We start from the raw sequence: 25,594 nt of genomic DNA, 5'->3' as shown, positions 1-25,594 counted from the left end.
GTTAACCTTTCAGCTGGGCCAGGGCGCGGTAATCCGCTCCCAGCGTGGCCTGTAGAATCTCTTTCGGATAATCGTCGGTCACTACCGCTTCGCCCATTCGGCGCAACAGCACCAGACGCAAACGACCATCGATCACTTTCTTGTCTATCGCCATATGTTCAAGGAAATCGGCTTCAGTCATCTCCTCGGGAGGAATGACCGGCAACCCGGCGCGCTGGAACAGGCGGATACCACGATCACGCTCTTGGACACTGATCCAGCCCAGGCGTTGCGACATCTCCAACGCCATCACTGTGCCAGCCGCCACGGCCTCACCATGCAGCCAGACACCATAGCCCATGTGGGTTTCAATCGCATGGCCGAAGGTGTGGCCCAGGTTCAGGGTGGCGCGCACGCCAGACTCACGCTCGTCGGCATTGACTACCAGCGCCTTGGCCGCACAGGAGCGGGAGATAGCCTCGGTCAGCGCCACCTGGTCCAGGTTGCGCAAGGCATCGACGTGCTCTTCAAGCCAGGTCAGGAACGGCTCATCGCAGATCAACCCGTACTTGATGACTTCCGCCAGGCCCGCCGACAGCTCGCGGGGCGGCAGGGTATTGAGGGTGGCGGTGTCGATCAGCACGGCATTGGGCTGGTAGAACGCGCCGACCATGTTCTTGCCCAGGGGATGGTTGATCCCGGTCTTGCCGCCCACCGACGAATCGACCTGGGACAGCAGGGTGGTCGGCACCTGGATAAAGTCCACGCCACGCTGGTAACAGGCCGCGGCAAAACCGGCCATGTCGCCGATCACGCCGCCGCCAAGGGCCACCACCGTGGTACGCCGGTCATGGCGCGCGGTGAGCAGCCCGTCAAAGATCAATTGCAGGGTTTCCCAGTTCTTGAAGGCTTCGCCGTCGGGAAGAATCACCGAGATCACCGAATACGCCGCAAGGCTGCGACTCAGACGCTCAAGGTAGAGCGGCGCGACGGTCTCGTTGGAGATGATTGCCACTTGTCGCCCGGCAATATGCGGCGCGAGCAACTCGGGCTGGTCCAACAAGCCTTCGCCAATATGGATCGGGTAGCTACGCTCGCCAAGATCGACCTTAAGTGTCTGCATGTGTCCCCGCGCTGAAGATGGAAGCAGGCGTCCTGCCCTGTATTAACGTTGTCGGCACCGTCGAGATCGGACGCTGCCTGATGGCTCTACGCCACACCTCGGACGGTTGCAACGCGCTGCCGAGGATAGCGCATTTCGGCCCTGGCTTTAACGGGGTGGCAACTGCTGCAAGCGCTCGAGAATGTCGATTACGACCATGCGCGGTGGCCGTTCATCGGTTTCCACCACCAGATCGGCGATTTCCCGATAAAGCGGATCGCGCAGGGTCAGCAAGTCCCGCAGGGTTTTCTCGGGGTTGGCGGTACGCAACAATGGCCGGTTGCGATCACGTGCGGTGCGCCCTACCTGCTGCTCGACCGACGCATGCAAATAGACCACCCGACCGCCATCCCGCAGCGCCCGTCGGTTTTCCTCGCGCATCACTGCACCGCCGCCGGTGGCCAATACCACGCCATCGCAGCCGCACAACTCGGCAATCATCGCCTGTTCGCGGTCACGAAAGCCCAGTTCGCCTTCCTTATCGAAGATCCACGGGATATTGGCGCCCGTGCGCAATTCAATTTCCTTATCGGAGTCTTTGAATGGCAGGCGCAGCTCTTTGGCCAGCAAACGGCCGATGGTGCTTTTTCCAGCCCCCATCGGCCCTACAAGAATCAAATTTCGCACAGAATCAACGACTCACAGCAATCGCCTGGTTATTCATAATACGCGGAGTCAGGAATACCAGCAGCTCGGATTTTCTTTGGGCAACGACATCACGCCGGAAAAGGCGGCCAAGATACGGCACATCGCCCAAAAATGGCACTTTATCTACCACCTTGCTCTGGTTTTTGGAGAAAACCCCGCCAAGGACGATGGTCTCGCCGTCCCTGACCAGCACCTTGGCGTTGACCTCGTTCTTCTTGATCGGCGGCACATCGTTGAGTTTGTTCAGGTAGTCCGGTTCATCCTTGGTCACCCGAACCTCCATGATTACCTGGTCGTCCGGAGTGATTTGCGGCGTCACCTCCAAAGAAAGCGAGGCTTCCTTGAACGAGACCGAGGTCGCCCCCTCGGACGTAGCTTCCTGGTAAGGAATCTCGGTACCCTTGAGAATCCGTGCGGTTTCCTTGTTGGACGTGACCACCTTGGGCTGGGAAATCACCTCGCCATTGCCGCCCTTCTCCATGGCGGTGAGCTCCAGGTCCAGCAGCACGTTATCGGTGATAAACGCGATGCCAAGGCCGGAGCTTGCATTGACGACGCCCAAGTCCACGAAGGGCGAGCTATCGGGAGACTCGCCATCCCCTGTCGGGCTTTTATCCACCCCGCCACCACTCCAGTTACCTTTATTGCGCAGCAACCCGCCCCAGCGCACCCCCACACTTTTGTCATAATCGACATTGGCTTCGACTATCCGCGCCTCGATCATCACCTGGCGCACCGGGATATCCAATTGATTGACGATGCGCCGCAGCTCCTCCAGACGCTCTCCCGTCTGGTAGGCAATGATGTTGTTGGTGCGATCGTCTACCGTCACCGAGCCACGCTCATCGGCCACCCCCTCAGGCCCGCTTACCGACTGGAACAGCTTGGCCAGCTCAGACGCCTTGGCGTAATTGACTTGCAGCAGCTCCCGGCGCAGGGGCGCCAGCTCGGTCATCAATTTGCGCGATTCCAGGGCCAGCAGCTCGCGGGCGGCCAGTTCTTCGGCCGGCGCCACCAGCAGCACATTGGCCGTCACACGCTTGTCGAGGCCCTTGGCTTGCAGCACCAGGTCCAGGGCCTGATCCCACGGCACGTCCTTGAGGCGCAGGGTAATCGAGCCGTGCACATCATCACCGGCCACCAGGTTAAGCCCGGCCACGTCAGCAATTTGCTGCAGTACTGCGCGGACCTCGATGTCCTGGAAGTTGAGGGAAAGCTTGTCGCCGCTAAACGGGCCACGCCCGCTACCCTGGGGCGAAGCACCGGGTGGTGGCAGGTGAATCAGGTCGATCCGATTGGGCACAGCCTCAGTCATCGGTGCCGTGAACGCTATCCATAGCGCCACACCGAAGGACGAAATAATCCTTTTCATTTTTTGCTTCCGTTATGAGTTCACGTTCAACACCAAGGTGCGCGGGCGCTCAAGCCAAGCGCCCTCGCCATCGGGGAAAAGTTCGACCAGCTCCAACTGACCTTCATGGATCCTCACGACGCGCCCATGATCGGCACCCAGGTAATCCCCCACCGCCAGGCGATGAACCCCTGACGCGCCGCGCAGCAGGGCAAATGTCTGCGCGCCCAGGGACAAGGTGCCGACCATCTGGAACTGGTCCACGGCAAATCCTTCGAGAAACTGCCGGGGGCGGTCTAGGTCCGGGGCAGGCCCGGGCTTGCCGGTGGGACGGCTGGCGGGTTGGTCCGGCGGCTGGAAAGGGTCACGCAAGGGAGTCGGGCTGGAGACAAAGCGTAGTCCCGGCAGTGTTGCAGGCGTTTCGTCAGCCAGCGGCACTGCCTGCTGGCGAATCGCTTGCAATTCGTCGTTCAGCGCCTGCAATTGCGGATCACTGTCGCATCCAGCAAGCAAGACCAGGCCCAGGCCCGCAACCTTGAAGCGGCTCATGGAAATGCTCCCTGGTTGCCGTACCGGTAGGTCTTGGCGAGCATCGTCAGGCTCAGCAATGCGCCAGCCTGGGAATCCACAGGACGAATGACAAAGTCATGCAGGGTCACGATCTGCGGCAACCCGGCCACGCCACTGATGAAGGCCAGCAGGTCGTGATAGGTGCCCACCAGCTTGAGCTGCATCGGCCGCTCGACGAACACCGGTTGCACCTGCTCGTCCAGCACACTGAGCTGCTCGACCAGCACCCCACTGACCTGACCCAGCCGGGCGAAGTCTTCCAGTAGGCCGGGCATTTGCGTGAGTGTCGGCAATTGGCGCAACTGTTCGGCAAAGGCAGTGCGCAGGGTTTCAAGCTCACGTACCACGCCCTCATGCTCGGCGGCTTGCCGGGCTTTGGCAGCAAACTGCTGGCGCAGCGTTATTTCTCCCGCCTCCTGGCGCTGCAAGACCTCACGGGCACCGCCCAGGTAGACAGCATCCCCCGCCGCCAGCACTAGCAAGGCGAGTACCGCGCCCAGCAGAATCCTGCCAGCCAAGGGCCAGTGGGCGATGTTGCGGTACAGCGTGGACAGTTGCAGGAGTGCCAGCCCTGACGGGCTGGACACAAGGCTCACCGCTGCGTCTCCTGGTGCTCCCCATGGTCCACCATCAACTGGAAGGCACTGCCGGCGGCGCCCTCCTCGGCCCGGACATGACGCAGATTGGGCGCCCGCAGGCTGTTGGAAGCCTCAAGGCTACGCATCAACCGCGCGACATCATCGTTGGACACCGCCGTGCCGGTGACTTGCACCGATGTGCCGCTGACGCTGACCTCGCTCAGTTGGATACCATCGGGCATCGCGCGGGCCAACTGCTCGAACAATTCCTGGCCCGATGCACGATGACCCTGGAGATCTTCGACCACCTTCATCCGCTCCATCAGTTGCTGGCGCTGTTCGCGCAGCTCGTCGATGGTCTTGATGCGCGAATCCAACACCGTGACTTGCTTGCTCAAGTGGTTGTTGCGGGCCACTTGTCGATCAATCGCCCGGTCAATGACCCGGTCGGCCAGCCATACGGCGGCCAATGCAATAGTGGTGATCACCAACAGGAAAATCAGGAAGAACTTGCGACGGCGCTCAGCGCGTTCTTCACGCCAGGGTAAAAGGTTGATTCTTGTCATCAATCGAAACTCCTGAGGGCCAAACCGCAGGCGACCCGCAATCCCTGGGCATCGGCAGCCCATTGTGCACTATTGATCCCACTCCCCGGCGCTATCCGGGCAACCACCTGGTCGGTCATCCGCGCCAGGGCAAACGCCTCTACATCCACCACTCGCGCAACCAGGCCGGCCAGGGCCAACACTGCTTCGCGCGCCTCCACCTGCTCCTTGAGGCACGCCACAAGCAGCACATCAACATAACCGGGTTCACGACCCGATGGGCCCTGGACCTGAAAATCAATTGCAACCTCATCTAACGGATAAGGAATGTACTGGTCGGCTTCACAGCGCAGGCGCTGCTCCATCTCGTCGGCCTCAAGCCCCGCCTCCAGCGCCACCACCCGGCTGATCACCGATGGCCCCGCCACGGCAACTGCCGCATGGGTGACCTGGGTCCGGGCCCGGAACAATGCCTTGGAAAGGGTCTGCGCGACAACCTCCAGATCAACGATATTACTGTCGAGCACCGCATGGCCAGGCAGAGGCTGGCTCGCATACGCGCGCACCGCATAGCCATCGCCGGCGCGGGCCAGCTCCAATATCTTCACGTTGCTGTCCTGGATGTCCACGCCCAGTACGGTATCGGCTTTTCGCCTGAAAAATCCCTTTTTCATAAAACTCCCTAAAGCTTTGCCTGTCTCAGGGCTGGTCAGTTCCGGGTTTGATGCATTCGGTCGGCTCGGTTGAGCGGCGCCCATGACGCTCCGAGGCGAAAAATGCTTTAATGCCCAGCGTTTTTTCCCGCTTTTTATCTGCAGGTCGGGTCGATACATCTTTAGTCATGCCTATCCCGACACCTAACTCATTCTTTTCTCTGGAAATCCAAAAGCCTTGATTCGTCTGCTGAAGTTTTTCGGGTACTCCTTCGTCGCTATCGTTTGCGGGCTGCTGCTCGTGTTCAGCGGCGCCTATCTCTACCTTAGTCCGGGATTGCCCTCGGTAGAGGCCCTGAGAAGTATCCAGTTGCAGATTCCTTTGCGGGTCTACAGCAGCGATGAAAAACTGATCGCGGAGTTCGGCGAAATGCGCCGCACCCCGATCCGTTTCGCCGACATTCCACCCAATTTCATCAATGCCCTGCTGTCGGCTGAAGACGATAATTTTGCCAACCACTATGGCGTGGACCCCAGCAGCCTGGTGCGCGCAGCCACGCAGCTGGTAAAAAGCGGACACATTCAATCGGGCGGCAGCACCATCACCATGCAGGTGGCGAAGAACTTCTTCCTCACCAGCGAGCGCAGCTTCTCGCGCAAGGCCACGGAAATCCTCCTGGCGCTGCAGATCGAACGCCAACTGACCAAGGATGAAATCCTTGAGCTGTACGTCAACAAGATCTACCTGGGCAACCGCGCCTATGGGATCGAGGCGGCGTCCCAGGTGTACTACGGCAAGTCGATTCGCGACGCCAGCCTGGCACAAATGGCCATGATTGCCGGCCTACCCAAGGCCCCGTCGCGCTTCAACCCGCTGGCCAACCCGGCCCGCAGCAAGGAGCGTCGCGACTGGATCCTGGGGCGCATGTACAAGCTGGGCAAGATCGACCAGAACGCCTATGAGACGGCGGTGGCCGAGCCGCTGAACGCCAGCTACCACGTGCCGACGCCAGAAGTCAGCGCACCGTACATCGCCGAGATGGCCCGCGCCGAAATGGTTGGCCGCTATGGCAGCGATGCCTACACCGAAGGTTTCCGCGTTACCACGACCATTCCGAGCAACTTGCAGGAAATCGCCAACCACGCGGTGCATGAAGGCCTGATCACCTATGACCAGCGCCACGGCTACCGTGGACCGGAATCGCGCCTGCCGGGCAAGACCCTGAGCGCCTGGACCGTCGAACTGGGCAAGCAGCGCTCCATCAGCGGCCTGGATCCAGCCATCGTCACCCAGGTAAAAAAGGATGGCGTGCAGGTCCTGACCCGCAGCGGCGAAGAACATGTGGCGTGGGACAGCATGAAGTGGGCGCGCCCCTTCCTGAACACCAACAGCATGGGGCCGATGCCCAAGCAGCCATCTGATGTGGCCCAGGTCGGTGACCTGATCCGCGTGCAGCGCCAGAAGGACGACAGCCTGAAATTCAGCCAAGTCCCGGTCGCCCAGGGCGCACTGGTCTCCCTGGACCCGCAGAACGGTGCAATCCGCGCCCTGGTCGGGGGCTTCGCCTTCGAGCAGAGCAACTACAACCGCGCCACCCAGGCCAAGCGCCAGCCGGGCTCCAGTTTCAAGCCATTTGTCTACAGTGCCGCGCTGGATAACGGCTACACCGCCGCCAGCCTGGTCAACGACGCGCCTATCGTGTTTGTCGACGAGTACCTGGACAAGGTCTGGCGCCCGAAGAACGACACCAACACTTTCCTCGGCCCGATCCGCGTGCGCGAGGCGCTGTACAAGTCGCGCAACCTGGTATCGATCCGCCTGCTGCAAGCGATGGGCGTGGGCAAGACCATCGACTACATGACCCGCTTCGGCTTCAACAAGCAGGACCTGCCGCCCAACCTGTCCCTGGCCCTGGGCACCGCGACCCTCACGCCAATGGAGATCGCCACCGGCTGGAGCGTATTCGCCAACGGCGGCTACAAGGTCACGCCGTACCTGATCGACAAGATCGAAAGCCGCAACGGCGACACGCTGTTTGTCGCCAACCCGCCGAGCGTGCCCAACGGCGTTGCCGCCAGCGATGGCCTGGCCGCGCCCGCCAATGGTGGCATCACCATCGAGCCTGCGCCTGGCACGGCACCTACCGATGCCGCTTCTGCCCCGCAGGCACCGGCGGTGGCAGAGCGCGTGGTTGATGGGCGGACCACCTACATTCTTACCAGCATGCTGCAGGACGTGATCAAGCGCGGCACCGGCCGTCGCGCCCTGGCCCTGGGCCGCACGGACCTGGCAGGCAAGACCGGTACCACCAACGAATCCAAGGATGCGTGGTTCTCCGGCTACAACGCCGATTACATCACCACCGTCTGGACAGGTTACGACCAGCCAGAAAGCCTCGGTCGCCGCGAATACGGCGGCACCGTCGCCTTGCCGATCTGGATGAGTTACATGGGCGCCGCCCTCAAGGACAAGCCGGCTCACACCCAGGCCGAGCCGGAAGGCATCCTCAGCCTGCGCATCGACCCGATCAGCGGCCGCGCTGCAGCACCGGGCACGCCGAATGCGTACTTTGAACTGTTCAAGAGCGAAGACACGCCGCCGTCGATGAATGAACTGGGCAATGGCGTGGCACCGGGCAGCCCGCTGCCAGCGGATGAGTCGGCGCCAATCGATCTGTTCTGACAAACACAGATCCAATTGTGGCAGCCCGCCCCCACATTTTGACGGTGTACCCTCCCACCGTTTTGCACAGCCACAAAAAAGCCCCGACTCGCAAGAGCCGGGGCTTTTTGTTGGTGCGCTACAACGGCTTAGCCGTTGAACACATCATCCACGCTTTGCAGCGGGTAGTTCTTCGGATACGGCAGGGTGGCCACACCTGTCTCGATGGCGGCCTTGGCCACGGCATCGGAGATCACGGTGATCAGGCGTTTGTCCATTGGCTTGGGAATGATGTACTCACGGCCAAATTCCAGCTTGGCGCCACCGTAGGCGTCGCATACGTCCTGAGGTACCGGCAGCTTGGCCAGTTCACGCAGGGCGTTGGCGGCAGCTACTTTCATCTCTTCGTTGATGCGCTTGGCGCGAACGTCCAGGGCGCCACGGAAGATGAACGGGAAGCCCAGTACGTTGTTGACCTGGTTCGGGTAGTCCGAACGGCCAGTGGCCATGATCACGTCGTTACGGGTGGCGTGCGCCAGTTCCGGGGCAATTTCCGGATCAGGGTTCGAGCAGGCGAACACGATCGGGTTGGCCGCCATGGACTTCAGGCCTTCGGCGCTCAGCAGGTTCGGGCCGGACAGGCCGACGAACACGTCAGCACCGTCAAGTGCGTCAGCCAGCGTGCGCTTGGAGGACGGGTGGGCAAACATCGCCTTGTACTGGTTCAGGTCGGTACGCTCGGACTGGATCACACCCTTGCTGTCGACCATGTAGATGTTTTCAAGCCGGGCACCCATGCTCACGATCAGCTTCATGCACGAGATGGCCGCGGCACCGGCGCCCAGGCAGACGATTTTCGCGTCGGACAGGGTTTTGCCAGCGATTTCCAGGGCGTTGATCATGCCGGCCGCAGTAACGATCGCGGTGCCGTGCTGGTCATCGTGGAATACCGGGATGTCGCACTGTTCGATCAGGGCCTTTTCGATCTCGAAGCACTCAGGTGCCTTGATGTCTTCCAGGTTGATGCCACCGAAGGTGATGGAGATGCGCTTGACGGTGTCGATGAAGGCTTGCGGGCTTTCGGAGTCGACTTCGATGTCGAATACGTCGATGCCGGCAAAGCGCTTGAACAGCACGCCCTTGCCTTCCATCACTGGCTTGGAAGCCAATGGGCCGAGGTTACCCAGGCCGAGAATCGCGGTGCCATCAGAAATCACTGCAACCAGATTGCCCTTGCCGGTGTATTTGTAGGCCAGTTCAGGATCGCGGGCGATTTCACGCACGGGCTCGGCTACACCGGGGCTGTACGCCAGCGACAGGTCGCGTGCGGTAGCAGTGGCTTTGGTGAGCTCGACACTCAGCTTTCCTGGACGAGGATGGGCATGATATTCGAGAGCGGCAGTTTTCAAATCAGACATATCGGCATTCCGCTTTTTACTGTTGGACGACGGACCGCCGAGGATACTCGTGTCGCAAAGTCCCTACAAGACTGGGCAGTCACCGGTGTCAAGGGCCCTGCCCTACGACTTTCGGCCAAGAGCCACGGGATACAAGGCCTACAACTGTTCACAATCGACTGAAAAAATGTCTACAATTTTTTCTTATTGTGCCAATTGCAGCATGCCGGGATCGGTCAAGGGGAGCAGCCAGCGTGCCTGGCCACTTTTCAGGCCACCGCGTCGGGAACGGTCCAGCACCCAGCCACGAGCCTCGACCTCCTGGCCTTGCAGGCGCTTGAGCAGGGCGTTATCAAATTGCCCGACCAGATTGGGTGCAACCCGTAATACCAGTGAGTCCTGCAATTCGATCCAGATCCCGCCGCGATTGCGTTCGACCTTGCTCACGCGCCCGCTGACCACGGCGAAGCCCGACTGCTGGATTTGCCCGGCTTTCTGCACAGGCGACTGGCGCCACAGGCCCAACCTGGCCGCCCGCGCACTGCGCTCGGCGGCTTGCTGGCAGGCGACCAGATCGACATTGGGCGCCACCGCCACCATGAACCCGAGGCCCTCGGCGAGCAGTTGCGCCTCCAGATTCGCACCGTTGGCCCCATAAAGGTGCGCCAGGGTTCGCCCATAACGGTCCTTGCCCTCGCGACCCGACACCAAGCCGACCCGGCCACCACTGGCATCCACCAGCCCTTGCAGGCGTTGGCGCGCGGCCACGGCGAATGACTCGTCCGGGCGGCCTTTCTTGCCGGTCTCAGGGGCGTTGACGCCGATCATGCGCACACTGCGCCCGTCCTTGAGACGGACGGTGTCGCCATCCACCACGCGCTGCACCTCGACGGCGCTGACCGAGGCCGGCGCTGGGCAAAACACCTCGGCCTGGGCGGCCGATAGCCAAATCGCGGGCACAAAAAAGGCGCCCACAAGGGACGCCTTCTTCATAAGCAGGTAAAAGCCCATCAGGCTTTCGAACCTTACTCTGCAGCAGCTGGAGCTTTCTTGCCGAAAGCACCGAAACGGTCGGCGAAGCGCTGTACACGGCCGCCAGTATCCAGAGTCTTCTGCTTACCGGTGTAGAACGGGTGGCACTCGTTGCATACGTCAGTACCCAGTGGCTTGCACAGGTTCGAACGAGTTTCGAACTTGTTGCCGCAGCTGCAAGTAACTTGGATGGTTTCGTACGCTGGATGGATATCGGCTTTCATGGTGTCTTCCTCAGGCTAGCGTGCCGCCACTCGACACTATTGTCGAATACCGCACGTAATTAGGCCGCGGATTCTACCAGAGCTTTTTAATCACGCAAGCGCCGCCATGCCCCCTTTCATCAGAAACTGTGGCAGGACACTCCCCTGCGGGTCTGCTAGGCTCGCGCCCTTCTTCACCGTCTGCCATATGAGAACCTCCCGCGTGCCCGACGCCATTTTGCGCCTCGCCCTGCCCTCGCCCCTGCGCCGCCTCTTCGATTATCGGGCGCCTGCGGGTGTCGTAAGGTCGCAGTTGCAGCCGGGGATGCGCGTGCGCGTACCGTTTGGCCGGCGGGAGATGATTGGGATTCTGATCGAAGTGGCGGACCACAGCGAAGTGCCGGCAGAAAAGCTCAAGCCGGCCCTGGCCATCCTGGACGCCACGCCGCCACTGCCGGCGTCGCTGTTCAAGCTGTGCCTGTGGACTTCCCAGTATTACCAGCACAGCCTGGGCGACACCTTGAGCTGGGCGTTGCCAGTGCTGTTGCGCCAGGGCGAGCTGGCCGAGACCCGCCAGGAGCGCTTCTGGTCGATAACGCCCGGCGCGCGCCTGGACGACCCGCGCATCGCCCGCGCCCCGCGCCAGCGCGAGGCCCTGGCCACTCTGGCGCAGCATCCACATGGCGTGGCTCACCAGTTGCTGAGCAAACTGATGCTGAGCAAGGACAGCCTCGACCTGTTGCTGGCCAAGGACCTGGTGCAGGTGGAAATCCGCCGCCACGCCCCCGGCGAGCGCCACGAGCACTGGCTGGCACAACCGGAACTGCCACTGAACCCGGAACAACGCGCCGCGTTTGAGGCCATCAGCGCCGGCGCCGACAGCTTCCACGCGTTCCTGCTGGCCGGCGTCACCGGCAGCGGCAAGACCGAAGTCTATTTGCAACTGATCCGCGAAACCCTGGAGGCCGGCAAGCAGGCCCTGGTGCTGATCCCCGAGATCAACCTCGGCCCCCAGACCCTGGCGCGCTTCGAGCAGCGTTTCAATGCGCGGATCGCCCTGGTGCACTCGGCCGTCAACGACCGCGAACGCCTGGAATCCTGGCTGGCCGCCCGAGACGGCGAGGCCGACATTATTATCGGCACCCGTTCGGCGCTGTTCACGCCGATGAAAAATCCCGGCCTGATCATCATCGACGAAGAACACGACGGCTCTTATAAACAGCAGGAAGGCCTGCGCTACCACGCCCGCGACCTGGCCCTGGTGCGCGCCCGCCAGGAAAACATCCCGATTGTGCTCGGCTCGGCCACGCCCTCCCTGGAGAGCCTGCACAACGCCTACACCGGGCGCTACGGCCTGCTGCGCCTCAACGAGCGCGCGGGCGGCGCCAAGCAACCGCGCTTCCTGCGCCTGGATGTGAAAAGCCGGCCACTGGACAGCGGCATCTCCGGGCCGATGCAGCAAGCCATCGGCCAGACCCTGGCGGCCGGCCAGCAAGTGCTGGTGTTCCTCAATCGCCGGGGCTTTGCGCCGACCCTGCTGTGCCACGACTGCGGCTGGATGTCCGAGTGCAACCGCTGCGATGCGCGCATGACCGTGCACCAGCGCTCCGGCGAGCTGCGCTGCCATCACTGCGGCCATGTGGAGCGGGTCCCGCGCCACTGCCCGCAATGCGGCAAAGTCGACCTGCGTCCCGTGGGCGCAGGCACCGAGCGCGCCGAGGAACGCCTGGGGATTCTGTTTCCGGACTTCCCGGTACTGCGGGTGGACCGCGACAGTACGTCGCGCAAGGATGCGATGAACCAGCTGTTCGCCACCATCCAGAAAGGCCAGCCGTGCATCCTGGTCGGCACGCAGATGCTTGCTAAAGGCCATCACTTCCCACGGGTGACCCTGGTCTCGATCCTGGATGCAGACGGCGGGCTGTTCTCCGGGGACTTTCGCGCCAGTGAACGCATGGCGCAACTGATCGTGCAGGTCGCAGGCCGCGCCGGGCGCGCCGAAGAGCCTGGCAAAGTGATCATCCAGACCCACCTGGCCGACCACCCCCTGCTGATTCAACTGACAGAACAAGGCTATTTCGCCTTCGCCGAGCAGGCGTTGAGCGAGCGTCGCTCCGCCGGCTTGCCGCCCTTTGCGCACCTTGCGCTGTTGCGCGCCGAGGCCCATAAACCGGGGCAGGCCGAAGGTTTCCTGGACGAGGCATGCAGCGCCGCTGAACGTTTGCTCGGTGAGCTGGGTCTGAGCGGCATCGAGTTGCTGGGCCCTGTGCCAGCACCGATGGAGCGCCGCGCCGGACGTTATCGCGCCCAGCTCCTGTTGCAAGCCACCGCCCGCGCACCGCTGCATCGGCTATTAAGTAGCTGGTTACTTGCGCTGGAGCAAATGCCCAGCGGGCGACAGGTGCGATGGTCGTTGGATGTCGATCCGGTGGATTTGTACTGATATATAAATTGCTATCGCAGGCAGGCCGGCTCCCACACTTGACGGTATTCACACATCAAAATGTGGGAACGGGCTTGCCCGCGATGAGGCCCGCAGGTCCAGTAACGGACCTTGAAGGTTGGCAAGCCCGCCCTCGCACCGGATAATGTCCAGTTTTTCCACCTGCGCATCGCGCACCGCCGCTTGCGGTCGAAAGAGAACACCATGAAAGACACAATTCGCCAGTTGATCCAACAAGCCCTCACCCAACTCGTCAACGAAGGTGTGTTGCCTGAAGGCCTGACGCCGGCGATCCAGGTGGAAAACTCTCGAGACAAGACCCACGGCGACTTCGCCAGCAACATCGCAATGATGCTGGCCAAGCCTGCGGGCATGAAACCGCGCGACCTCGCGGAAAAAATCATTGCCGCGCTGCCGGCCGACCCACAGGTCAGCAAGGCCGAAATCGCCGGCCCAGGCTTTATCAATATTTTCCAGAACACCCAGGCCCTGGCTTCACGCCTGGACGCCGCCCTGGCCGACGCCAAGATCGGCGTGCGCAAGGCCGGCCCCCTGCAGCGCGTGGCCATCGACCTGTCGGCCCCCAACCTGGCCAAGGAAATGCACGTCGGCCACCTGCGCTCGACCATCATTGGCGACGGCGTGGCGCGGGTCCTGGAGTTTCTTGGCGACACCGTGATCCGCCAGAACCACGTGGGCGACTGGGGCACCCAGTTCGGCATGCTGATGGCGTACCTGCAAGAGAACCCCATCACCAGCAACGAGCTGTCGGACCTGGAAAACTTCTACCGCGCCGCCAAGAAGCGCTTTGACGAATCCGAAGAGTTCGCCAACCGCGCCCGTGGCCTGGTGGTCAAGCTGCAGGCCGGCGACCCGGAATGCCTGGAGCTGTGGGCACGTTTCCGCGATATTTCCCTGTCCCACTGCCAGAAAATCTACGAACTGCTGAACGTCAAGCTGACCATGGCCGACGTGATGGGCGAAAGTGCCTACAACGACGACCTGATCAATGTGGTCAACGACCTCAAGGCCAAGGGCCTGCTGGTCGAGAGTAACGGCGCCCAGTGTGTGTTCCTCGACGAATTCAAGACCGCCGACGGCGAGCCGCTGCCGGTGATCATCGTCAAGGCCGACGGCGGCTATCTGTACGCCACCACCGACCTGGCGGCCGTGCGCTACCGCAGCGGCGTGCTCAAGGCCGACCGTGCGCTGTATTTCGTCGACCAGCGCCAGGCCCTGCACTTCCAGCAAGTGTTCGAAGTGGCGCGCCGCGCCGGTTTCGTCACCCACCCGATGCACATGGAACACATGGGCTTTGGCACCATGAACGGCGCCGATGGCCGCCCGTTCAAGACCCGCGACGGCGGCACCGTGAAGCTGATCGACCTGCTGAACGAAGCCCAGGAGCGTGCCTACAACCTGGTGAAGGAAAAGAACCCGGAACTGGCGGAAGCCGAGCTGCGCAATATCGCCCGGGTGGTGGGCATCGGCGCGGTGAAATACGCCGACCTGTCCAAGCATCGCACCAGCGACTACAGCTTCAACTTCGAGCTGATGCTCAACTTCGAAGGCAACACCGCGCCGTACCTGCTGTATGCCTACACCCGTGTGGCGGGCGTGTTCCGCAAGCTGGGCAAGGATTTCAGCGAAGTCGACGGCCAGATCATCCTGCAAGCGCCGCAAGAGCACGACCTGGCCGCCAAGCTGGCGCAGTTCGGCGAAGTGCTCAACAGCGTGGGCGAGAAAGGTACGCCGCACATTTTGTGCACCTACCTGTATGAAGTCGCCGGGCTGTTCTCCAGCTTCTACGAGAACTGCCCGATCCTGAGCGCCGACGACGAAACGCAAAAGCAAAGCCGCCTGCGCCTCGCCGCACTGGCTGGACGGACCCTCAAGCAAGGCCTGGAACTGTTGGGCCTGGAAACTCTGGAGCGTATGTAAGTTGGCAGCCAAGAAAAAACCTGCACCCAAGCGCGGCGCCAGCCGCTACCAGGCACCGGCCAAACAACCGATCCCGGGCTGGATGTGGCTGGCCATCGGCCTGTCGGTCGGTGCGTTTATCGTGTTCCTGATGAAACTGGAGCCGGGCCAGGGCGAAGACGTCAAGCGGGTCAAGCAGGAGCAGCAGAAGGCCAGCAAGATCGCCGAAGCGAACAAGACACCGCCGAGCCCAACCGCGCCTGTGAAGCCGAAATACGACTTCTATACGCTGCTGCCGGAATCGGAAGTGATCGTGCCGCAAGACGCCGTGCCGGAGAAAACCCTGCCGACGCCGCAAGTGCCGACCACCCCGGTAACCCCGGCGGAAGCAGCCAAGATCGACACCGCACGAGCCCAGGCGGCGTTGGCCGGGATTACCCCGCCGCCGGCACCACCGGTTGCCACTACCAAGGCGGCGCCGGTCACCAAGTTCTTCCTGCAGGCGGGCTCGTTCCCCAAGCAGGCGGATGCGGACCGGGTGCGGGCGCAGATTATCCTGCTCGGGCAGACGGTGACGGTGGAATCCGGGACGGTGAAGGAAGCGACCTGGTATCGCGTGCTGGTGGGACCGTTCAGCAATCGTGAACAGCTGACCGTGGCCCAGAAGCAGCTGGCGGGTGCGGGCTTTAGCAACCTGTTGTTACAACAACGCCAGAGCCGTTGAGCCACAGGCAACATGGATCAGATGTGGGAGCTGGCTTGCCTGCGATGACGGTGTATCAGTCAATATTTTCAGTGACGGGTGCACCGCGATCGCAGGCAAGCCAGCTCCCACATTGGTTTTATAGTGCTCTTGAGCCTGTGCCAGCCCGCTAGACACCACTCGTCCGCGCACCCTTCCTACGGTTGAAATCTCCCCCGCCACCCCCATATGAGTTCCATCAGGGCATTTTCGCCCCGCAGCGTGGAGACTCTCCCCTTGACCACCATCGTTTCAGTTCGTCGCCACGGCAAAGTCGTCATGGGCGGCGACGGCCAGGTTTCCCTTGGTAATACCGTGATGAAAGGCAACGCGAAAAAAGTGCGCCGCCTGTACCACGGCCAGGTCCTCGCCGGTTTTGCAGGTGCCACCGCTGACGCCTTTACCTTATTCGAACGCTTTGAAGGCCAACTGGAAAAACACCAGGGCCATCTGGTGCGTGCCGCCGTCGAACTGGCCAAGGAGTGGCGCACCGATCGCTCCCTCAGCCGCCTCGAAGCCATGCTCGCCGTCGCCAACAAAGACGCCTCCTTGATCATCACCGGCAACGGTGACGTGGTGGAGCCCGAGAACGGCCTGATCGCCATGGGTTCCGGCGGTGGCTATGCCCAGGCCGCAGCCAGCGCCCTGCTGAAAAAAACCGACCTGTCGGCCCGGGAAATCGTCGAGACCGCCCTCGGTATCGCCGGCGATATCTGCGTGTTCACCAACCACAACCTGACCATTGAGGAGCAGGACCTCGCGGAATAAGCCGTCGGCTTGTTCCTGCTTGAGGACCACACACCACTATGTCCATGACTCCCCGCGAAATCGTCCACGAACTCAATCGCCATATCATCGGCCAGGACGATGCCAAGCGCGCCGTTGCCATCGCCCTGCGTAACCGCTGGCGCCGGATGCAACTGCCCGAAGAATTGCGCGTTGAAGTAACCCCCAAGAACATCCTGATGATCGGCCCGACCGGTGTCGGCAAGACCGAGATCGCCCGGCGCCTGGCCAAGCTGGCCAACGCACCGTTCATCAAGGTCGAAGCGACCAAGTTCACCGAAGTCGGCTATGTGGGCCGCGACGTCGAGTCGATCATCCGTGATCTGGCCGACGCCGCCCTGAAACTTTTGCGCGAACAGGAAATGACCAAGGTCAGCCACCGCGCCGAAGACGCCGCCGAAGAACGCATCCTCGACGCCCTGCTGCCACCGGCACGCACGGGCTTCAATGAAGACGCCGCCCCCGCCTCGGATTCCAACACGCGCCAGCTGTTCCGCAAGCGCCTGCGTGAAGGCCAGTTGGACGACAAGGAAATCGAGATCGAAGTCGCCGAAAGCGCCGGCGTCGACATCTCTGCACCGCCCGGCATGGAAGAAATGACCAGCCAGCTGCAAAACCTGTTCGCCAACATGGGCAAGGGCAAGAAGAAAAACCGCAAGCTCAAGGTCAAGGACGCGCTCAAGCTGGTGCGTGACGAAGAAGCCGGGCGCCTGGTCAACGAGGAAGAGCTCAAGGCCAAGGCCCTGGAAGCGGTCGAGCAGCACGGCATCGTGTTTATCGACGAGATCGACAAGGTGGCCAAGCGCGGCAATTCCGGTGGCGTCGATGTATCCCGCGAAGGCGTGCAGCGCGACCTGCTGCCGCTGATCGAAGGCTGCACGGTCAATACCAAGCTGGGCATGGTCAAGACTGACCACATCCTGTTTATCGCTTCCGGTGCGTTCCACCTGAGCAAGCCCAGCGACCTGGTGCCCGAGCTGCAAGGCCGCCTGCCGATTCGCGTGGAGCTCAAGGCCCTGACGCCGGGCGACTTCGAACGCATCCTCAGCGAACCGCATGCTTCGCTGACCGAGCAATACCGCGAGCTGCTCAAAACCGAAGGCCTGGGGATCGAGTTCCTGCCGGATGGCATCAAGCGCCTGGCGGAAATTGCCTGGCAGGTCAACGAGAAGACCGAGAACATCGGTGCCCGTCGCCTGCACACCCTGCTTGAGCGCCTGCTTGAGGAAGTGTCCTTCAGCGCCGGCGACATGGCGGGCGCGCAGAATGGCGTAGCAATCAGGATCGACGCCGACTACGTCAACAGCCACCTGGGCGAATTGGCGCAGAACGAAGACCTGTCTCGTTATATCCTGTAAGCCTTACGCAGGAACCGCTCTGCTTTAATGGGGGAGCGGGCTTGCTCGCGAATGCGGTGGGTCAGTTTATGCAACGGTGACTGACCCACCGCATTCGCGAGCAAGCCCGCTCCCACATTTTAAAGCCGGTTCCTTCAGGATCATCTCTGAGCGGTTCCCCAAATGACCAAACTGCCTACCGCCATCAACCTGCACAAAGCCTCCAAGACCCTCTCGCTGACCTACGGTCCCGACGAGGTCTATCACCTGAGCGCCGAACTGCTGCGGGTCCACTCGCCTTCCGCCGAGGTCCAGGGCCACGGCAAACCGATCCTGCAATTTGGCAAGCTGAATGTCGGCCTGACCAAGATCGAACCTGCCGGGCAGTACGCACTGAAATTGACCTTCGACGACGGTCATGACAGCGGACTGTTCACTTGGGACTACCTCTACCAACTCGCCGTACGTCAGGACGAGCTGTGGGCCGATTATCTTGCCGAGCTCAAGGCGGCCGGAAAAACCCGCGACCCGAGCCAGTCCGTCGTCAAGCTGATGCTCTAACTCAAGCCTCTTGCTCATTAGTGGGCATTTTCTAATTTCATCTGCTTGAATGCCCCTCCGTGTGGCCAAAGATTGGCCCGCTTGCGAAAAAAATTAAACTCGGGTAACCAATGGAATTGGCAAGTTCCCTGCATTTGACGATGCGGTATTTACGGTCACCCGAGCAGCAGTACCAGGCTTGTGTTGTGCCTCGATAATTGGGAGCACAGCGGTACCCGGTACTCGTCTTTCGGACAATGGAGCGTCGTAGATGAGTAACAAGAATAACGATGACTTGAAACGCCAGGCCTCGGAAAACACCCTGGGGCTCAACCCGATCATCGCATTACGGAAAAAGGATTTACTGGCTTCTGCGCGCATGGTGCTGACCCAGGCCATCAAGCAACCGCTGCACAGCGTCAAGCACGTCGCCCACTTTGGCGTCGAATTGAAGAATGTGGTGTTCGGCAAGTCCGAGCTTGCCCCCGAAAGCGATGACCGTCGCTTCAACGACCCGGCGTGGAGCCAGAACCCGCTCTACAAACGCTACCTGCAAACCTATCTGGCGTGGCGCAAGGAGCTGCACGACTGGATCGGCGACAGCAACCTGTCGGAGCAGGACATCAGCCGCGGCCACTTCGTCATCAACCTGATGACCGAGGCCATGGCGCCGACCAACAGCGCCGCTAACCCGGCCGCCGTCAAACGCTTCTTTGAAACCGGTGGCAAGAGCCTGCTCGATGGCCTCTCGCACCTGGCCAAGGACCTGGTGCACAACGGCGGCATGCCGAGCCAGGTGAACATGGGCGCCTTTGAAGTGGGCAAGAGCCTGGGCACCAGCGAAGGCGCGGTGGTGTTTCGCAATGACGTGCTGGAGCTGATCCAGTACAAGCCGATCACCGAACAGGTGTACGAGCGCCCGCTGCTGGTGGTGCCGCCGCAGATCAACAAGTTTTATGTGTTCGACCTGAGCCCGGACAAGAGCCTGGCGCGTTTCTGCCTGCGCAATAACCAGCAAACCTTCATCGTCAGTTGGCGCAACCCCACCAAGGCCCAGCGCGAATGGGGCCTGTCGACCTATATCGAAGCGCTGAAAGAGGCGGTCGATGTGGTCACGGCGATTACCGGCAGCAAGGACATCAACATGCTCGGCGCCTGTTCGGGTGGCATCACCTGCACCGCGCTGCTGGGCCACTACGCGGCGCTGGGCGAGAAGAAGGTCAACGCCCTGACCTTGCTGGTGAGCGTGCTGGACACCACCCTCGACACCCAGGTGGCCCTGTTCGTCGACGAACAGACCCTGGAAGCGGCCAAGCGCCATTCGTATCAGGCCGGCGTGCTGGAAGGCCGGGACATGGCCAAGGTGTTTGCCTGGATGCGCCCCAATGACCTGATCTGGAACTACTGGGTCAACAACTACCTGCTGGGCAATGAGCCGCCGGTGTTCGACATCCTGTTCTGGAACAACGACACCACGCGCCTGCCGGCAGCCTTCCACGGCGACCTGATCGAACTGTTCAAAAACAACCCGCTGGTGCGGGCCAATGCCCTGGAAGTGTGCGGCACCCCGATTGACCTCAAGCAGGTGACAGCCGACATCTACTCGCTGGCGGGCACCAACGACCACATCACGCCGTGGCAGTCCTGCTACAAGTCGGCGCAGTTGTTTGGCGGCAAGGTCGAGTTCGTGCTGTCCAGCAGCGGGCATATCCAGAGCATCCTCAACCCGCCCGGCAACCCCAAGGCGCGTTACCAGACCAGCGAGAGCATGGGCGAGAAGGCATTGGACTGGCAGGAAAACGCCACCAAGCATACCGACTCGTGGTGGCTGCACTGGCAGGGATGGGTGGGTGAGCGTTCAGGCAAGCTCAAGAAGTCCCCTACGATTTTGGGTAACAAGACCTACGCAGCAGCAGAGGCTGCGCCAGGCACATACGTTCACGAGCGCTAAGGCCACACTTTTGTGTGATTGCAATGAGATCAAATGTGGGAACTCGGTCAGGGTGGGAGCGGGCTTGCTCGCGATGCAGGCAACACGGTGTATCTGTCAGGCCGAGTTGATGCCATCGCGGGCAAGCCCGCTCCCACACACACCTGCTCCCGCATGGGCCGCATTCCAGCAGTAACACTTCACAGGGCTTGAGCATGCCGCAACCGTTCATCTTCCGTACCATCGACCTGGATGGCCAGACCATCCGCACGGCGGTACGACCGGGCAAGTCTCACTTGACGCCATTGCTGATTTTCAACGGCATCGGCGCCAACCTTGAGCTGGTGTTTCCGTTCGTCCAGGCTCTGGACCCGGACCTGGAAGTGATTGCCTTCGACGTACCCGGCGTCGGCGGGTCGTCGACACCCAGCCGCCCCTATCGTTTTCCCGGCCTGGCCAAACTCACCGCGCGCATGCTCGATTACCTGGACTATGGCCAGGTCAATGCCGTGGGGGTTTCCTGGGGCGGCGCCCTGGCGCAGCAGTTTGCCTACGACTACCCGGAACGCTGCAAAAAGCTGATCCTCGCCGCCACCGCCGCCGGCGCCTTTATGGTACCCGGCAAGCCGAAAGTGCTATGGCTGATGGCCAGCCCGCGGCGCTACATCCAACCGTCCCATGTGGTGCGTATCGCACCGATGATTTATGGCGGCTCGTTCCGCCGCGACTCGAAACTGGCCGCCGAACACGCGAGCAAGGTGCGCTCGGCCGGCAAGCTCGGCTACTACTGGCAACTGTTTGCGGGCCTGGGCTGGACCAGCATTCACTGGCTGCACAAGATCAAGCAACCGACCCTGGTACTGGCCGGCGACGACGACCCACTGATCCCGCTGGTCAACATGCGCATGCTGGCCTGGCGCATTCCCAATACCCAACTGCACATCATCGACGATGGCCATCTGTTCCTGATCACCCGGGCCGAAGCCGTGGCACCGATCATCATGAAGTTTCTCCAGGAGGAACGCCTGCGTGCGGTGATCCATCCGCAGCCGGCGCCCTATAGCAACACCTGAGCGGTATCGGGTCAGGACGACCCCTACGCGCAACTTGGCCAGAACCGACTATGGTTCTGAATTGGCGTGCTTGTTGGCGAATTGACGAAGGAGTGTTGACCCATGCGTGACCGACCCGTAAACGTCCCGGCGCCTACACCCGCCGCGTTCATCAATGCACAAAGTGCGATCACCGGGCTGCGCGGCCGGGATCTGCTGTCGACCCTGCGCAGTGTCGCCGCCCATGGCTTGCGCAACCCGCTGCACAGCGCGCGGCATGCGTTGGCATTGGGTGGGCAATTGGGCCGGGTACTACTGGGTGAAACCGTGCACGAACCCAACCCCCACGACAGCCGCTTCGCCGACCCCACCTGGACCCTCAACCCCCTGTACCGGCGCAGCCTGCAAGCTTATTTGAGCTGGCAGAAACAGACCCGGCAGTGGATCGACGACAGCAGCCTGAGCGAAGACGACCGCGCGCGGGCGCATTTTGCCTTCTCGTTGCTCAACGATGCGGTGTCGCCGTCCAACACCCTGCTCAACCCGCTGGCGATCAAGGAGTTGCTCAACTCCGGCGGCAACAGCGTGGTGCGTGGCATGAGCAACCTGTTCGATGACTTGCTGCACAACAACGGCCTGCCGCGCCAGGTCACCAAGCAGGCTTTCGAGGTCGGCAAGACGGTGGCCACCACGCCTGGCTCGGTGGTGTTTCGCAATGAACTGCTGGAGCTGATCCAGTACAAGCCCATGAGCGAAAAACAGTACGCCAAGCCGCTGCTGGTGGTGCCGCCGCAAATCAACAAGTACTACATTTTCGATTTGAGCCCCGCCAACAGCTTCGTGCAGTACGCCCTGAAAAACGGCCTGCAGGTGTTTATGGTCAGTTGGCGCAACCCGGACGTGCGCCATCGCGAGTGGGGCCTGTCAACCTACGTGGCGGCCCTGGAAGAAGCCCTGAACATCTGCCGGGCGATCAGCAGCGCCCGTGAAGTGAACCTGATGGGCGCCTGCGCCGGGGGCCTGACCATCGCCGCCCTGCAAGGCCATCTGCAAGCCAAGCGCCAACAACGGCGGGTCGCCAGTGCCACCTACCTGGTGAGCCTGCTGGACAGCCAGATCGACAGCCCCGCCATGCTGTTTGCCGACGAACAGACCCTGGAAGCGGCCAAGCGCCGCTCCTATCAACAGGGCGTGCTGGATGGCCGCGACATGGCCAAGGTCTTCGCCTGGATGCGCCCCAACGATCTGATCTGGAATTACTGGATCAACAACTACCTGCTCGGCAAGGAGCCACCGGCGTTCGACATCCTGTACTGGAACAACGACAACACCCGCCTGCCGGCAGCCTTGCACGGCGATCTGCTGGATTTTTTCAAGCACAACCCACTGAGCCACCCCGGTGGCCTGGAAGTCTGCGGCACGCCCATCGACTTGCAGAAAGTCACGGTAGACAGCTTCAGCGTGGCCGGAATCAACGATCACATCACGCCGTGGGACGCGGTCTACCGCTCGACCTTGCTGCTGGGCGGCGACAAGCGCTTCGTGCTCTCCAACAGCGGGCATATCCAGAGCATCCTCAACCCGCCGGGCAATCCCAAGGCGAATTTTGTCGAGAACCTCAAGCTGAGCAGCGACCCCCGCGCCTGGTACTACGACGCCAGCCACATCGAGGGCAGTTGGTGGCCGCAGTGGCTTGAGTGGATCCAGCAACGCTCCGGGGTGCAGCGCGAAACCCTGACGGCCCTGGGCAACCAGAACTACCCACCGATGGAAGCGGCGCCGGGCACCTATGTGCGAGTGCGCTGAGCTCAACGATCAGATTAAGAAGACTGGATGAAAACCCGCGACCGGATCCTGGAATGTGCCCTGCAGTTGTTCAACCATAAGGGCGAGCCAAATGTTTCAACCATGGAGGTGGCCAATGAAATGGGGATCAGCCCCGGTAACCTCTATTACCACTTCCATGGCAAGGAGCCCCTGGTACTGGGGCTGTTCGAGCGTTTTCAGGGGGAGTTGGCGCCGCTGCTCGACCCGCCGGCCGATGTGCAGCTGGCACCGGAGGATTACTGGCTGTTCCTGCACTTGATCGTCGAGCGCATGGCGCACTATCGGTTCCTGTTCCAGGACCTGTCGAACCTGGCCGGGCGCTTGCCGAAGCTAGCCAAGGGCATTCGCAACCTGTTGACCGCGCTCAAGCGCACCCTGGCTTCGCTGCTGGCGCGGCTCAAGGCCGAAGGGCAGTTGGTCAGCGATACCCAGGCACTGGGGCAGTTGGTGGAGCAGATCACCATGACCCTGCTGTTTTCCCTGGATTACCAACGCATCCTCGATCGTGAGGCCGAGGTGCGGGTGGCGGTGTATCAAGTGATGATGCTGGTGGCGCCGCATCTGTTGATGCCGGCGCGGTTGGCTACCGAGCGTTTTGCTCTGCGCTACCTGGACGACACGGACTAGAAATGTGGGAGCGGGCTTGCTCGCGATTGCGGTGGGTCAGCCAACAAATCTGGCACTGATACACCGCTATCGCGGGCAAGCCCGCTCCCACACAAGCCCACACACATTAGGAATGTGTTGTTGCAAGCACCCAGTAAAACGCCCGACCTTTGCAGGCCGGGCGCTTTTATTTGTCCCGTGTAAATCAGGACTGACTGGATGGCGTCGGGGTGGCCGGCGTTACAGTCGGGGTCGCTGCGGCGGGCGTCGGCGCGGTGGCCGAGTTGGTCGCAGGTGCCGGGGTTGCAGGCTTGGCCGCTACAGCAGGCTTGGGCGTTGCAGGTTTCTTGGCTACGGCCGGCTTTTTCGCTGCTGGCTTTGCCGCAGGTTTTGCCGCTGCTGGCTTGGCTGCAGGCTTCGCGGCGGCCGGTTTGGCTGCGGGTTTTGCTGCCACTGGCTTGGCAGCCGGCTTGGCCGCAGCCGTTTTTGCCACAGGCTTGGCGGCAGGTTTCGCTGCCGGCTTGGCCGCAGGTTTTGCAGCAGCTTTAGCCGCTACTGGCTTCTTGGCAGCAGGCTTGGCGGCAGGTTTGGCTGCTGCCGTTTTCGCCGCTGGCTTGGCAGCAGGTTTAGCGGCTGGCTTGGCCGCGGCCTTGACCAGTGGCTTGGCCGCGGTTTTCGCCGCAGGTTTGGCCGCAGCCGTTTTCGCGGCCGGCTTGGCAGCAGGCTTGGCCGCTGCTTTGACGGGAGCGACTTTAGCACCGGTCAGCTTTTCGATTTGCTTGGTCAGGGTATCGACCTTGCTGTGCAGCGCCTTCACTTCATTGCGGCTCGGCACGCCCAGGCGCGAAATAGCACTGTTCAGGCGCTTGTCGAGTGCACCTTCAAGTTCGCCCCAAGTACCCAGTACCTGCTTTTTCGCATCACTGATACGGGACTTGGCCGAACTCGCGCTCGCCTTGGCCGCATCTACTTGTTTACCGACTGTGCTCTTGGTCAACTTCTCGGCCTTCTCGCCGTCTTTAACCAAAGTCTCGAAGAGTTTGCTGCCGTCACTGTCGATCTTCGAGTACACGCCTAAACCAGCCAGCCAGATCTTGCGGGAGTATTCTTCAACTTTCCCGACCCAAGAGCTGCCTTCTTTCTGAGTAGTCTTTTTAACAGCCATCCGATGTCTCCTTAGTGTTTACGCGCGACACGTTCGAGCAATGCCGTTAGCTCATCGAGCTTAGCAGAGAGTGTCTCCACGTCATGTTTAGACGCAATGCCGATTCGATTCAAGGCACTTGCAACACGCGCGTCAAAAGCCTTCTCGACTTTATCCAGTTGCACTTCGACGCGACCTTTGACGCTGGAGACATTGCTCTTAACGTAATCAATCTGACTGTTGGCAGCATCAAGTTGTTCATTCACAACTTTTTTGCCTTTGCTTTCAACATGTTGACCGGTCTTAACGAGTTCCTTGAAGTACTCGCTGCCTTCGCTGCCGACCTTCGCGTAAGCCCCCAAACCCGCCAGCCAGATCTTGCGAGCATAGGTTTTAACGTCGCTCAGAGCGCTGATTTGGGTGTCGATTTTTTTCTTCAAAATAACTTTGGCCATGGTGCACCTCACGCATAAAAGGGTGGAGGAAC

Annotated in this window: 24 protein-coding genes; 11 read left to right on the top strand and 13 right to left on the bottom strand. The window is 61.4% G+C overall.

The window, feature by feature from the left end; translation table 11 throughout:
• Nucleotide 1 precedes the first annotated feature (1 nt).
• The 8 genes from aroB to HBO05_RS10100 all read right to left on the bottom strand — a co-directional run bounded on the left by aroB (nt 2) and on the right by HBO05_RS10100 (nt 5,676).
• Nucleotides 2-1,102: a 3-dehydroquinate synthase gene (gene aroB, locus HBO05_RS10135; RefSeq protein ID WP_057958082.1), complete on the bottom strand. Its 1,101-nt coding sequence runs from the start codon at nt 1,100-1,102 to the stop codon at nt 2-4.
• Nucleotides 1,103-1,249: 147 nt separating this feature from the next.
• Nucleotides 1,250-1,768 carry a shikimate kinase AroK gene (gene aroK / locus HBO05_RS10130; RefSeq protein WP_169952380.1) on the bottom strand — a complete coding sequence of 173 codons (519 nt, stop codon included), beginning with the start codon at nt 1,766-1,768 and terminating at the stop codon, nt 1,250-1,252.
• Between the two features lie 4 nt (nt 1,769-1,772).
• Complete coding sequence (locus HBO05_RS10125) at nt 1,773-3,104, bottom strand: type IV pilus secretin PilQ family protein (RefSeq protein ID WP_170042560.1); 1,332 nt, start codon at nt 3,102-3,104, stop codon at nt 1,773-1,775.
• Between the two features lie 69 nt (nt 3,105-3,173).
• Complete coding sequence (locus HBO05_RS10120) at nt 3,174-3,689, bottom strand: pilus assembly protein PilP (protein WP_172312526.1); 516 nt, start codon at nt 3,687-3,689, stop codon at nt 3,174-3,176.
• Nucleotides 3,686-4,306, bottom strand: a complete 621-nt coding sequence (gene pilO / locus HBO05_RS10115) for a type 4a pilus biogenesis protein PilO (protein ID WP_172312524.1) — start codon at nt 4,304-4,306, stop codon at nt 3,686-3,688. Before pilO ends, HBO05_RS10120 begins: the two co-directional genes overlap by 4 nt.
• On the bottom strand, nt 4,303-4,854 hold the full coding sequence (locus HBO05_RS10110; protein WP_169952387.1) for a PilN domain-containing protein: 552 nt from the start codon (nt 4,852-4,854) through the stop codon (nt 4,303-4,305). Before HBO05_RS10110 ends, pilO begins: the two co-directional genes overlap by 4 nt.
• On the bottom strand, nt 4,854-5,507 hold the full coding sequence (pilM, locus tag HBO05_RS10105; RefSeq protein WP_170042387.1) for a type IV pilus assembly protein PilM: 654 nt from the start codon (nt 5,505-5,507) through the stop codon (nt 4,854-4,856). The genes HBO05_RS10110 and pilM overlap by 1 nt, the downstream gene beginning before the upstream one ends.
• Nucleotides 5,508-5,532: 25 nt before the next feature.
• On the bottom strand, nt 5,533-5,676 hold the full coding sequence (locus HBO05_RS10100; protein ID WP_169952392.1) for a hypothetical protein: 144 nt from the start codon (nt 5,674-5,676) through the stop codon (nt 5,533-5,535).
• A 48-nt stretch (nt 5,677-5,724) separates the two neighbouring features.
• Between HBO05_RS10100 and HBO05_RS10095 the strand changes: the two genes are divergently transcribed.
• Complete coding sequence (locus HBO05_RS10095) at nt 5,725-8,169, top strand: penicillin-binding protein 1A (protein ID WP_172312522.1); 2,445 nt, start codon at nt 5,725-5,727, stop codon at nt 8,167-8,169.
• Between the two features lie 128 nt (nt 8,170-8,297).
• Here HBO05_RS10095 and HBO05_RS10090 read toward each other — a convergent pair whose 3' ends face one another.
• The 3 genes from HBO05_RS10090 to rpmE all read right to left on the bottom strand — a co-directional run bounded on the left by HBO05_RS10090 (nt 8,298) and on the right by rpmE (nt 10,801).
• On the bottom strand, nt 8,298-9,566 hold the full coding sequence (locus HBO05_RS10090) for a malic enzyme-like NAD(P)-binding protein (RefSeq protein ID WP_057958076.1): 1,269 nt from the start codon (nt 9,564-9,566) through the stop codon (nt 8,298-8,300).
• 183 nt (nt 9,567-9,749) lie between these two features.
• Entirely contained in the window at nt 9,750-10,556 is an 807-nt protein-coding gene (locus HBO05_RS10085; RefSeq protein WP_172312520.1) for a thermonuclease family protein, read from the bottom strand.
• A 14-nt stretch (nt 10,557-10,570) separates the two neighbouring features.
• Nucleotides 10,571-10,801: a 50S ribosomal protein L31 gene (gene rpmE, locus HBO05_RS10080; RefSeq protein WP_029296053.1), complete on the bottom strand. Its 231-nt coding sequence runs from the start codon at nt 10,799-10,801 to the stop codon at nt 10,571-10,573.
• A 202-nt stretch (nt 10,802-11,003) separates the two neighbouring features.
• On the opposite strand from rpmE, the gene HBO05_RS10075 reads away from it, so the two are divergent.
• The 10 genes from HBO05_RS10075 (at nt 11,004) to HBO05_RS10030 (ending at nt 23,984) form a co-directional block, all read left to right on the top strand.
• On the top strand, nt 11,004-13,223 hold the full coding sequence (locus tag HBO05_RS10075; protein WP_169952397.1) for a primosomal protein N': 2,220 nt from the start codon (nt 11,004-11,006) through the stop codon (nt 13,221-13,223).
• A gap of 204 nt (nt 13,224-13,427) precedes the next feature.
• Nucleotides 13,428-15,164, top strand: a complete 1,737-nt coding sequence (argS, locus tag HBO05_RS10070) for an arginine--tRNA ligase (RefSeq protein ID WP_169952399.1) — start codon at nt 13,428-13,430, stop codon at nt 15,162-15,164.
• 1 nt (nt 15,165) lies between these two features.
• Nucleotides 15,166-15,867, top strand: a complete 702-nt coding sequence (locus HBO05_RS10065) for an SPOR domain-containing protein (protein ID WP_029296044.1) — start codon at nt 15,166-15,168, stop codon at nt 15,865-15,867.
• Between the two features lie 255 nt (nt 15,868-16,122).
• Complete coding sequence (gene hslV / locus HBO05_RS10060; RefSeq protein ID WP_017738857.1) at nt 16,123-16,653, top strand: ATP-dependent protease subunit HslV; 531 nt, start codon at nt 16,123-16,125, stop codon at nt 16,651-16,653.
• A 38-nt stretch (nt 16,654-16,691) separates the two neighbouring features.
• Nucleotides 16,692-18,029 (top strand): ATP-dependent protease ATPase subunit HslU, encoded by a 1,338-nt coding sequence (gene hslU, locus HBO05_RS10055; RefSeq protein ID WP_169952401.1) that lies wholly within the window; start codon nt 16,692-16,694, stop codon nt 18,027-18,029.
• A gap of 162 nt (nt 18,030-18,191) precedes the next feature.
• Nucleotides 18,192-18,569, top strand: coding sequence for a DUF971 domain-containing protein (locus HBO05_RS10050; protein ID WP_169952404.1), 378 nt, complete (start codon nt 18,192-18,194; stop codon nt 18,567-18,569).
• Nucleotides 18,570-18,819: 250 nt separating this feature from the next.
• Nucleotides 18,820-20,499, top strand: coding sequence for a class II poly(R)-hydroxyalkanoic acid synthase (gene phaC, locus HBO05_RS10045; RefSeq protein WP_169952406.1), 1,680 nt, complete (start codon nt 18,820-18,822; stop codon nt 20,497-20,499).
• Nucleotides 20,500-20,693: 194 nt separating this feature from the next.
• Nucleotides 20,694-21,551, top strand: coding sequence for a poly(3-hydroxyalkanoate) depolymerase (phaZ, locus tag HBO05_RS10040; RefSeq protein WP_172312518.1), 858 nt, complete (start codon nt 20,694-20,696; stop codon nt 21,549-21,551).
• Between the two features lie 102 nt (nt 21,552-21,653).
• Entirely contained in the window at nt 21,654-23,336 is a 1,683-nt protein-coding gene (gene phaC / locus HBO05_RS10035; RefSeq protein WP_172312516.1) for a class II poly(R)-hydroxyalkanoic acid synthase, read from the top strand.
• Nucleotides 23,337-23,363: 27 nt separating this feature from the next.
• Nucleotides 23,364-23,984, top strand: a complete 621-nt coding sequence (locus HBO05_RS10030) for a TetR/AcrR family transcriptional regulator (RefSeq protein ID WP_169952410.1) — start codon at nt 23,364-23,366, stop codon at nt 23,982-23,984.
• 184 nt (nt 23,985-24,168) lie between these two features.
• Here the strand turns inward: HBO05_RS10030 and HBO05_RS10025 are convergent, their stop codons facing one another.
• The gene (locus tag HBO05_RS10025) at nt 24,169-25,128 is read right to left on the bottom strand and encodes a phasin family protein (RefSeq protein WP_169952412.1); all 960 of its coding nucleotides are present in this window, start codon (nt 25,126-25,128) and stop codon (nt 24,169-24,171) included.
• An 11-nt stretch (nt 25,129-25,139) separates the two neighbouring features.
• Nucleotides 25,140-25,562 carry a phasin family protein gene (locus HBO05_RS10020; RefSeq protein WP_076961706.1) on the bottom strand — a complete coding sequence of 141 codons (423 nt, stop codon included), beginning with the start codon at nt 25,560-25,562 and terminating at the stop codon, nt 25,140-25,142.
• Nucleotides 25,563-25,594 lie beyond the last annotated feature (32 nt).

The sequence above is a fragment of the Pseudomonas sp. WS 5079 genome (genome assembly GCF_012985465.1).
In the GTDB taxonomy this organism is placed as follows: Bacteria; Pseudomonadota; Gammaproteobacteria; order Pseudomonadales; family Pseudomonadaceae; genus Aquipseudomonas.
The sequence above is the reverse complement of the archived record's forward strand: the minus strand, read 5'-3'. Positions and strand labels throughout refer to the sequence as shown.

Excerpts from the sequence above, each read along its gene's own strand:
- aroB (WP_057958082.1), bottom strand. The coding sequence starts at position 1,102 with ATGCAGACACTTAAGGTCGATCTTGGCGAGCGTAGCTACCCGATCCAT.
- HBO05_RS10125 (WP_170042560.1), bottom strand. The coding sequence starts at position 3,104 with ATGACTGAGGCTGTGCCCAATCGGATCGACCTGATTCACCTGCCACCA.
- HBO05_RS10120 (WP_172312526.1), bottom strand. The coding sequence starts at position 3,689 with ATGAGCCGCTTCAAGGTTGCGGGCCTGGGCCTGGTCTTGCTTGCTGGA.
- HBO05_RS10110 (WP_169952387.1), bottom strand. The coding sequence starts at position 4,854 with ATGACAAGAATCAACCTTTTACCCTGGCGTGAAGAACGCGCTGAGCGC.
- pilM (WP_170042387.1), bottom strand. The coding sequence starts at position 5,507 with ATGAAAAAGGGATTTTTCAGGCGAAAAGCCGATACCGTACTGGGCGTG.
- HBO05_RS10100 (WP_169952392.1), bottom strand. The coding sequence starts at position 5,676 with ATGACTAAAGATGTATCGACCCGACCTGCAGATAAAAAGCGGGAAAAA.
- HBO05_RS10090 (WP_057958076.1), bottom strand. The coding sequence starts at position 9,566 with ATGTCTGATTTGAAAACTGCCGCTCTCGAATATCATGCCCATCCTCGT.
- HBO05_RS10085 (WP_172312520.1), bottom strand. The coding sequence starts at position 10,556 with ATGGGCTTTTACCTGCTTATGAAGAAGGCGTCCCTTGTGGGCGCCTTT.
- rpmE (WP_029296053.1), bottom strand. The coding sequence starts at position 10,801 with ATGAAAGCCGATATCCATCCAGCGTACGAAACCATCCAAGTTACTTGC.
- argS (WP_169952399.1), top strand. The coding sequence starts at position 13,428 with ATGAAAGACACAATTCGCCAGTTGATCCAACAAGCCCTCACCCAACTC.
- hslU (WP_169952401.1), top strand. The coding sequence starts at position 16,692 with ATGTCCATGACTCCCCGCGAAATCGTCCACGAACTCAATCGCCATATC.
- HBO05_RS10050 (WP_169952404.1), top strand. The coding sequence starts at position 18,192 with ATGACCAAACTGCCTACCGCCATCAACCTGCACAAAGCCTCCAAGACC.
- phaC (WP_169952406.1), top strand. The coding sequence starts at position 18,820 with ATGAGTAACAAGAATAACGATGACTTGAAACGCCAGGCCTCGGAAAAC.
- phaZ (WP_172312518.1), top strand. The coding sequence starts at position 20,694 with ATGCCGCAACCGTTCATCTTCCGTACCATCGACCTGGATGGCCAGACC.
- phaC (WP_172312516.1), top strand. The coding sequence starts at position 21,654 with ATGCGTGACCGACCCGTAAACGTCCCGGCGCCTACACCCGCCGCGTTC.
- HBO05_RS10030 (WP_169952410.1), top strand. The coding sequence starts at position 23,364 with ATGAAAACCCGCGACCGGATCCTGGAATGTGCCCTGCAGTTGTTCAAC.
- HBO05_RS10025 (WP_169952412.1), bottom strand. The coding sequence starts at position 25,128 with ATGGCTGTTAAAAAGACTACTCAGAAAGAAGGCAGCTCTTGGGTCGGG.
- HBO05_RS10020 (WP_076961706.1), bottom strand. The coding sequence starts at position 25,562 with ATGGCCAAAGTTATTTTGAAGAAAAAAATCGACACCCAAATCAGCGCT.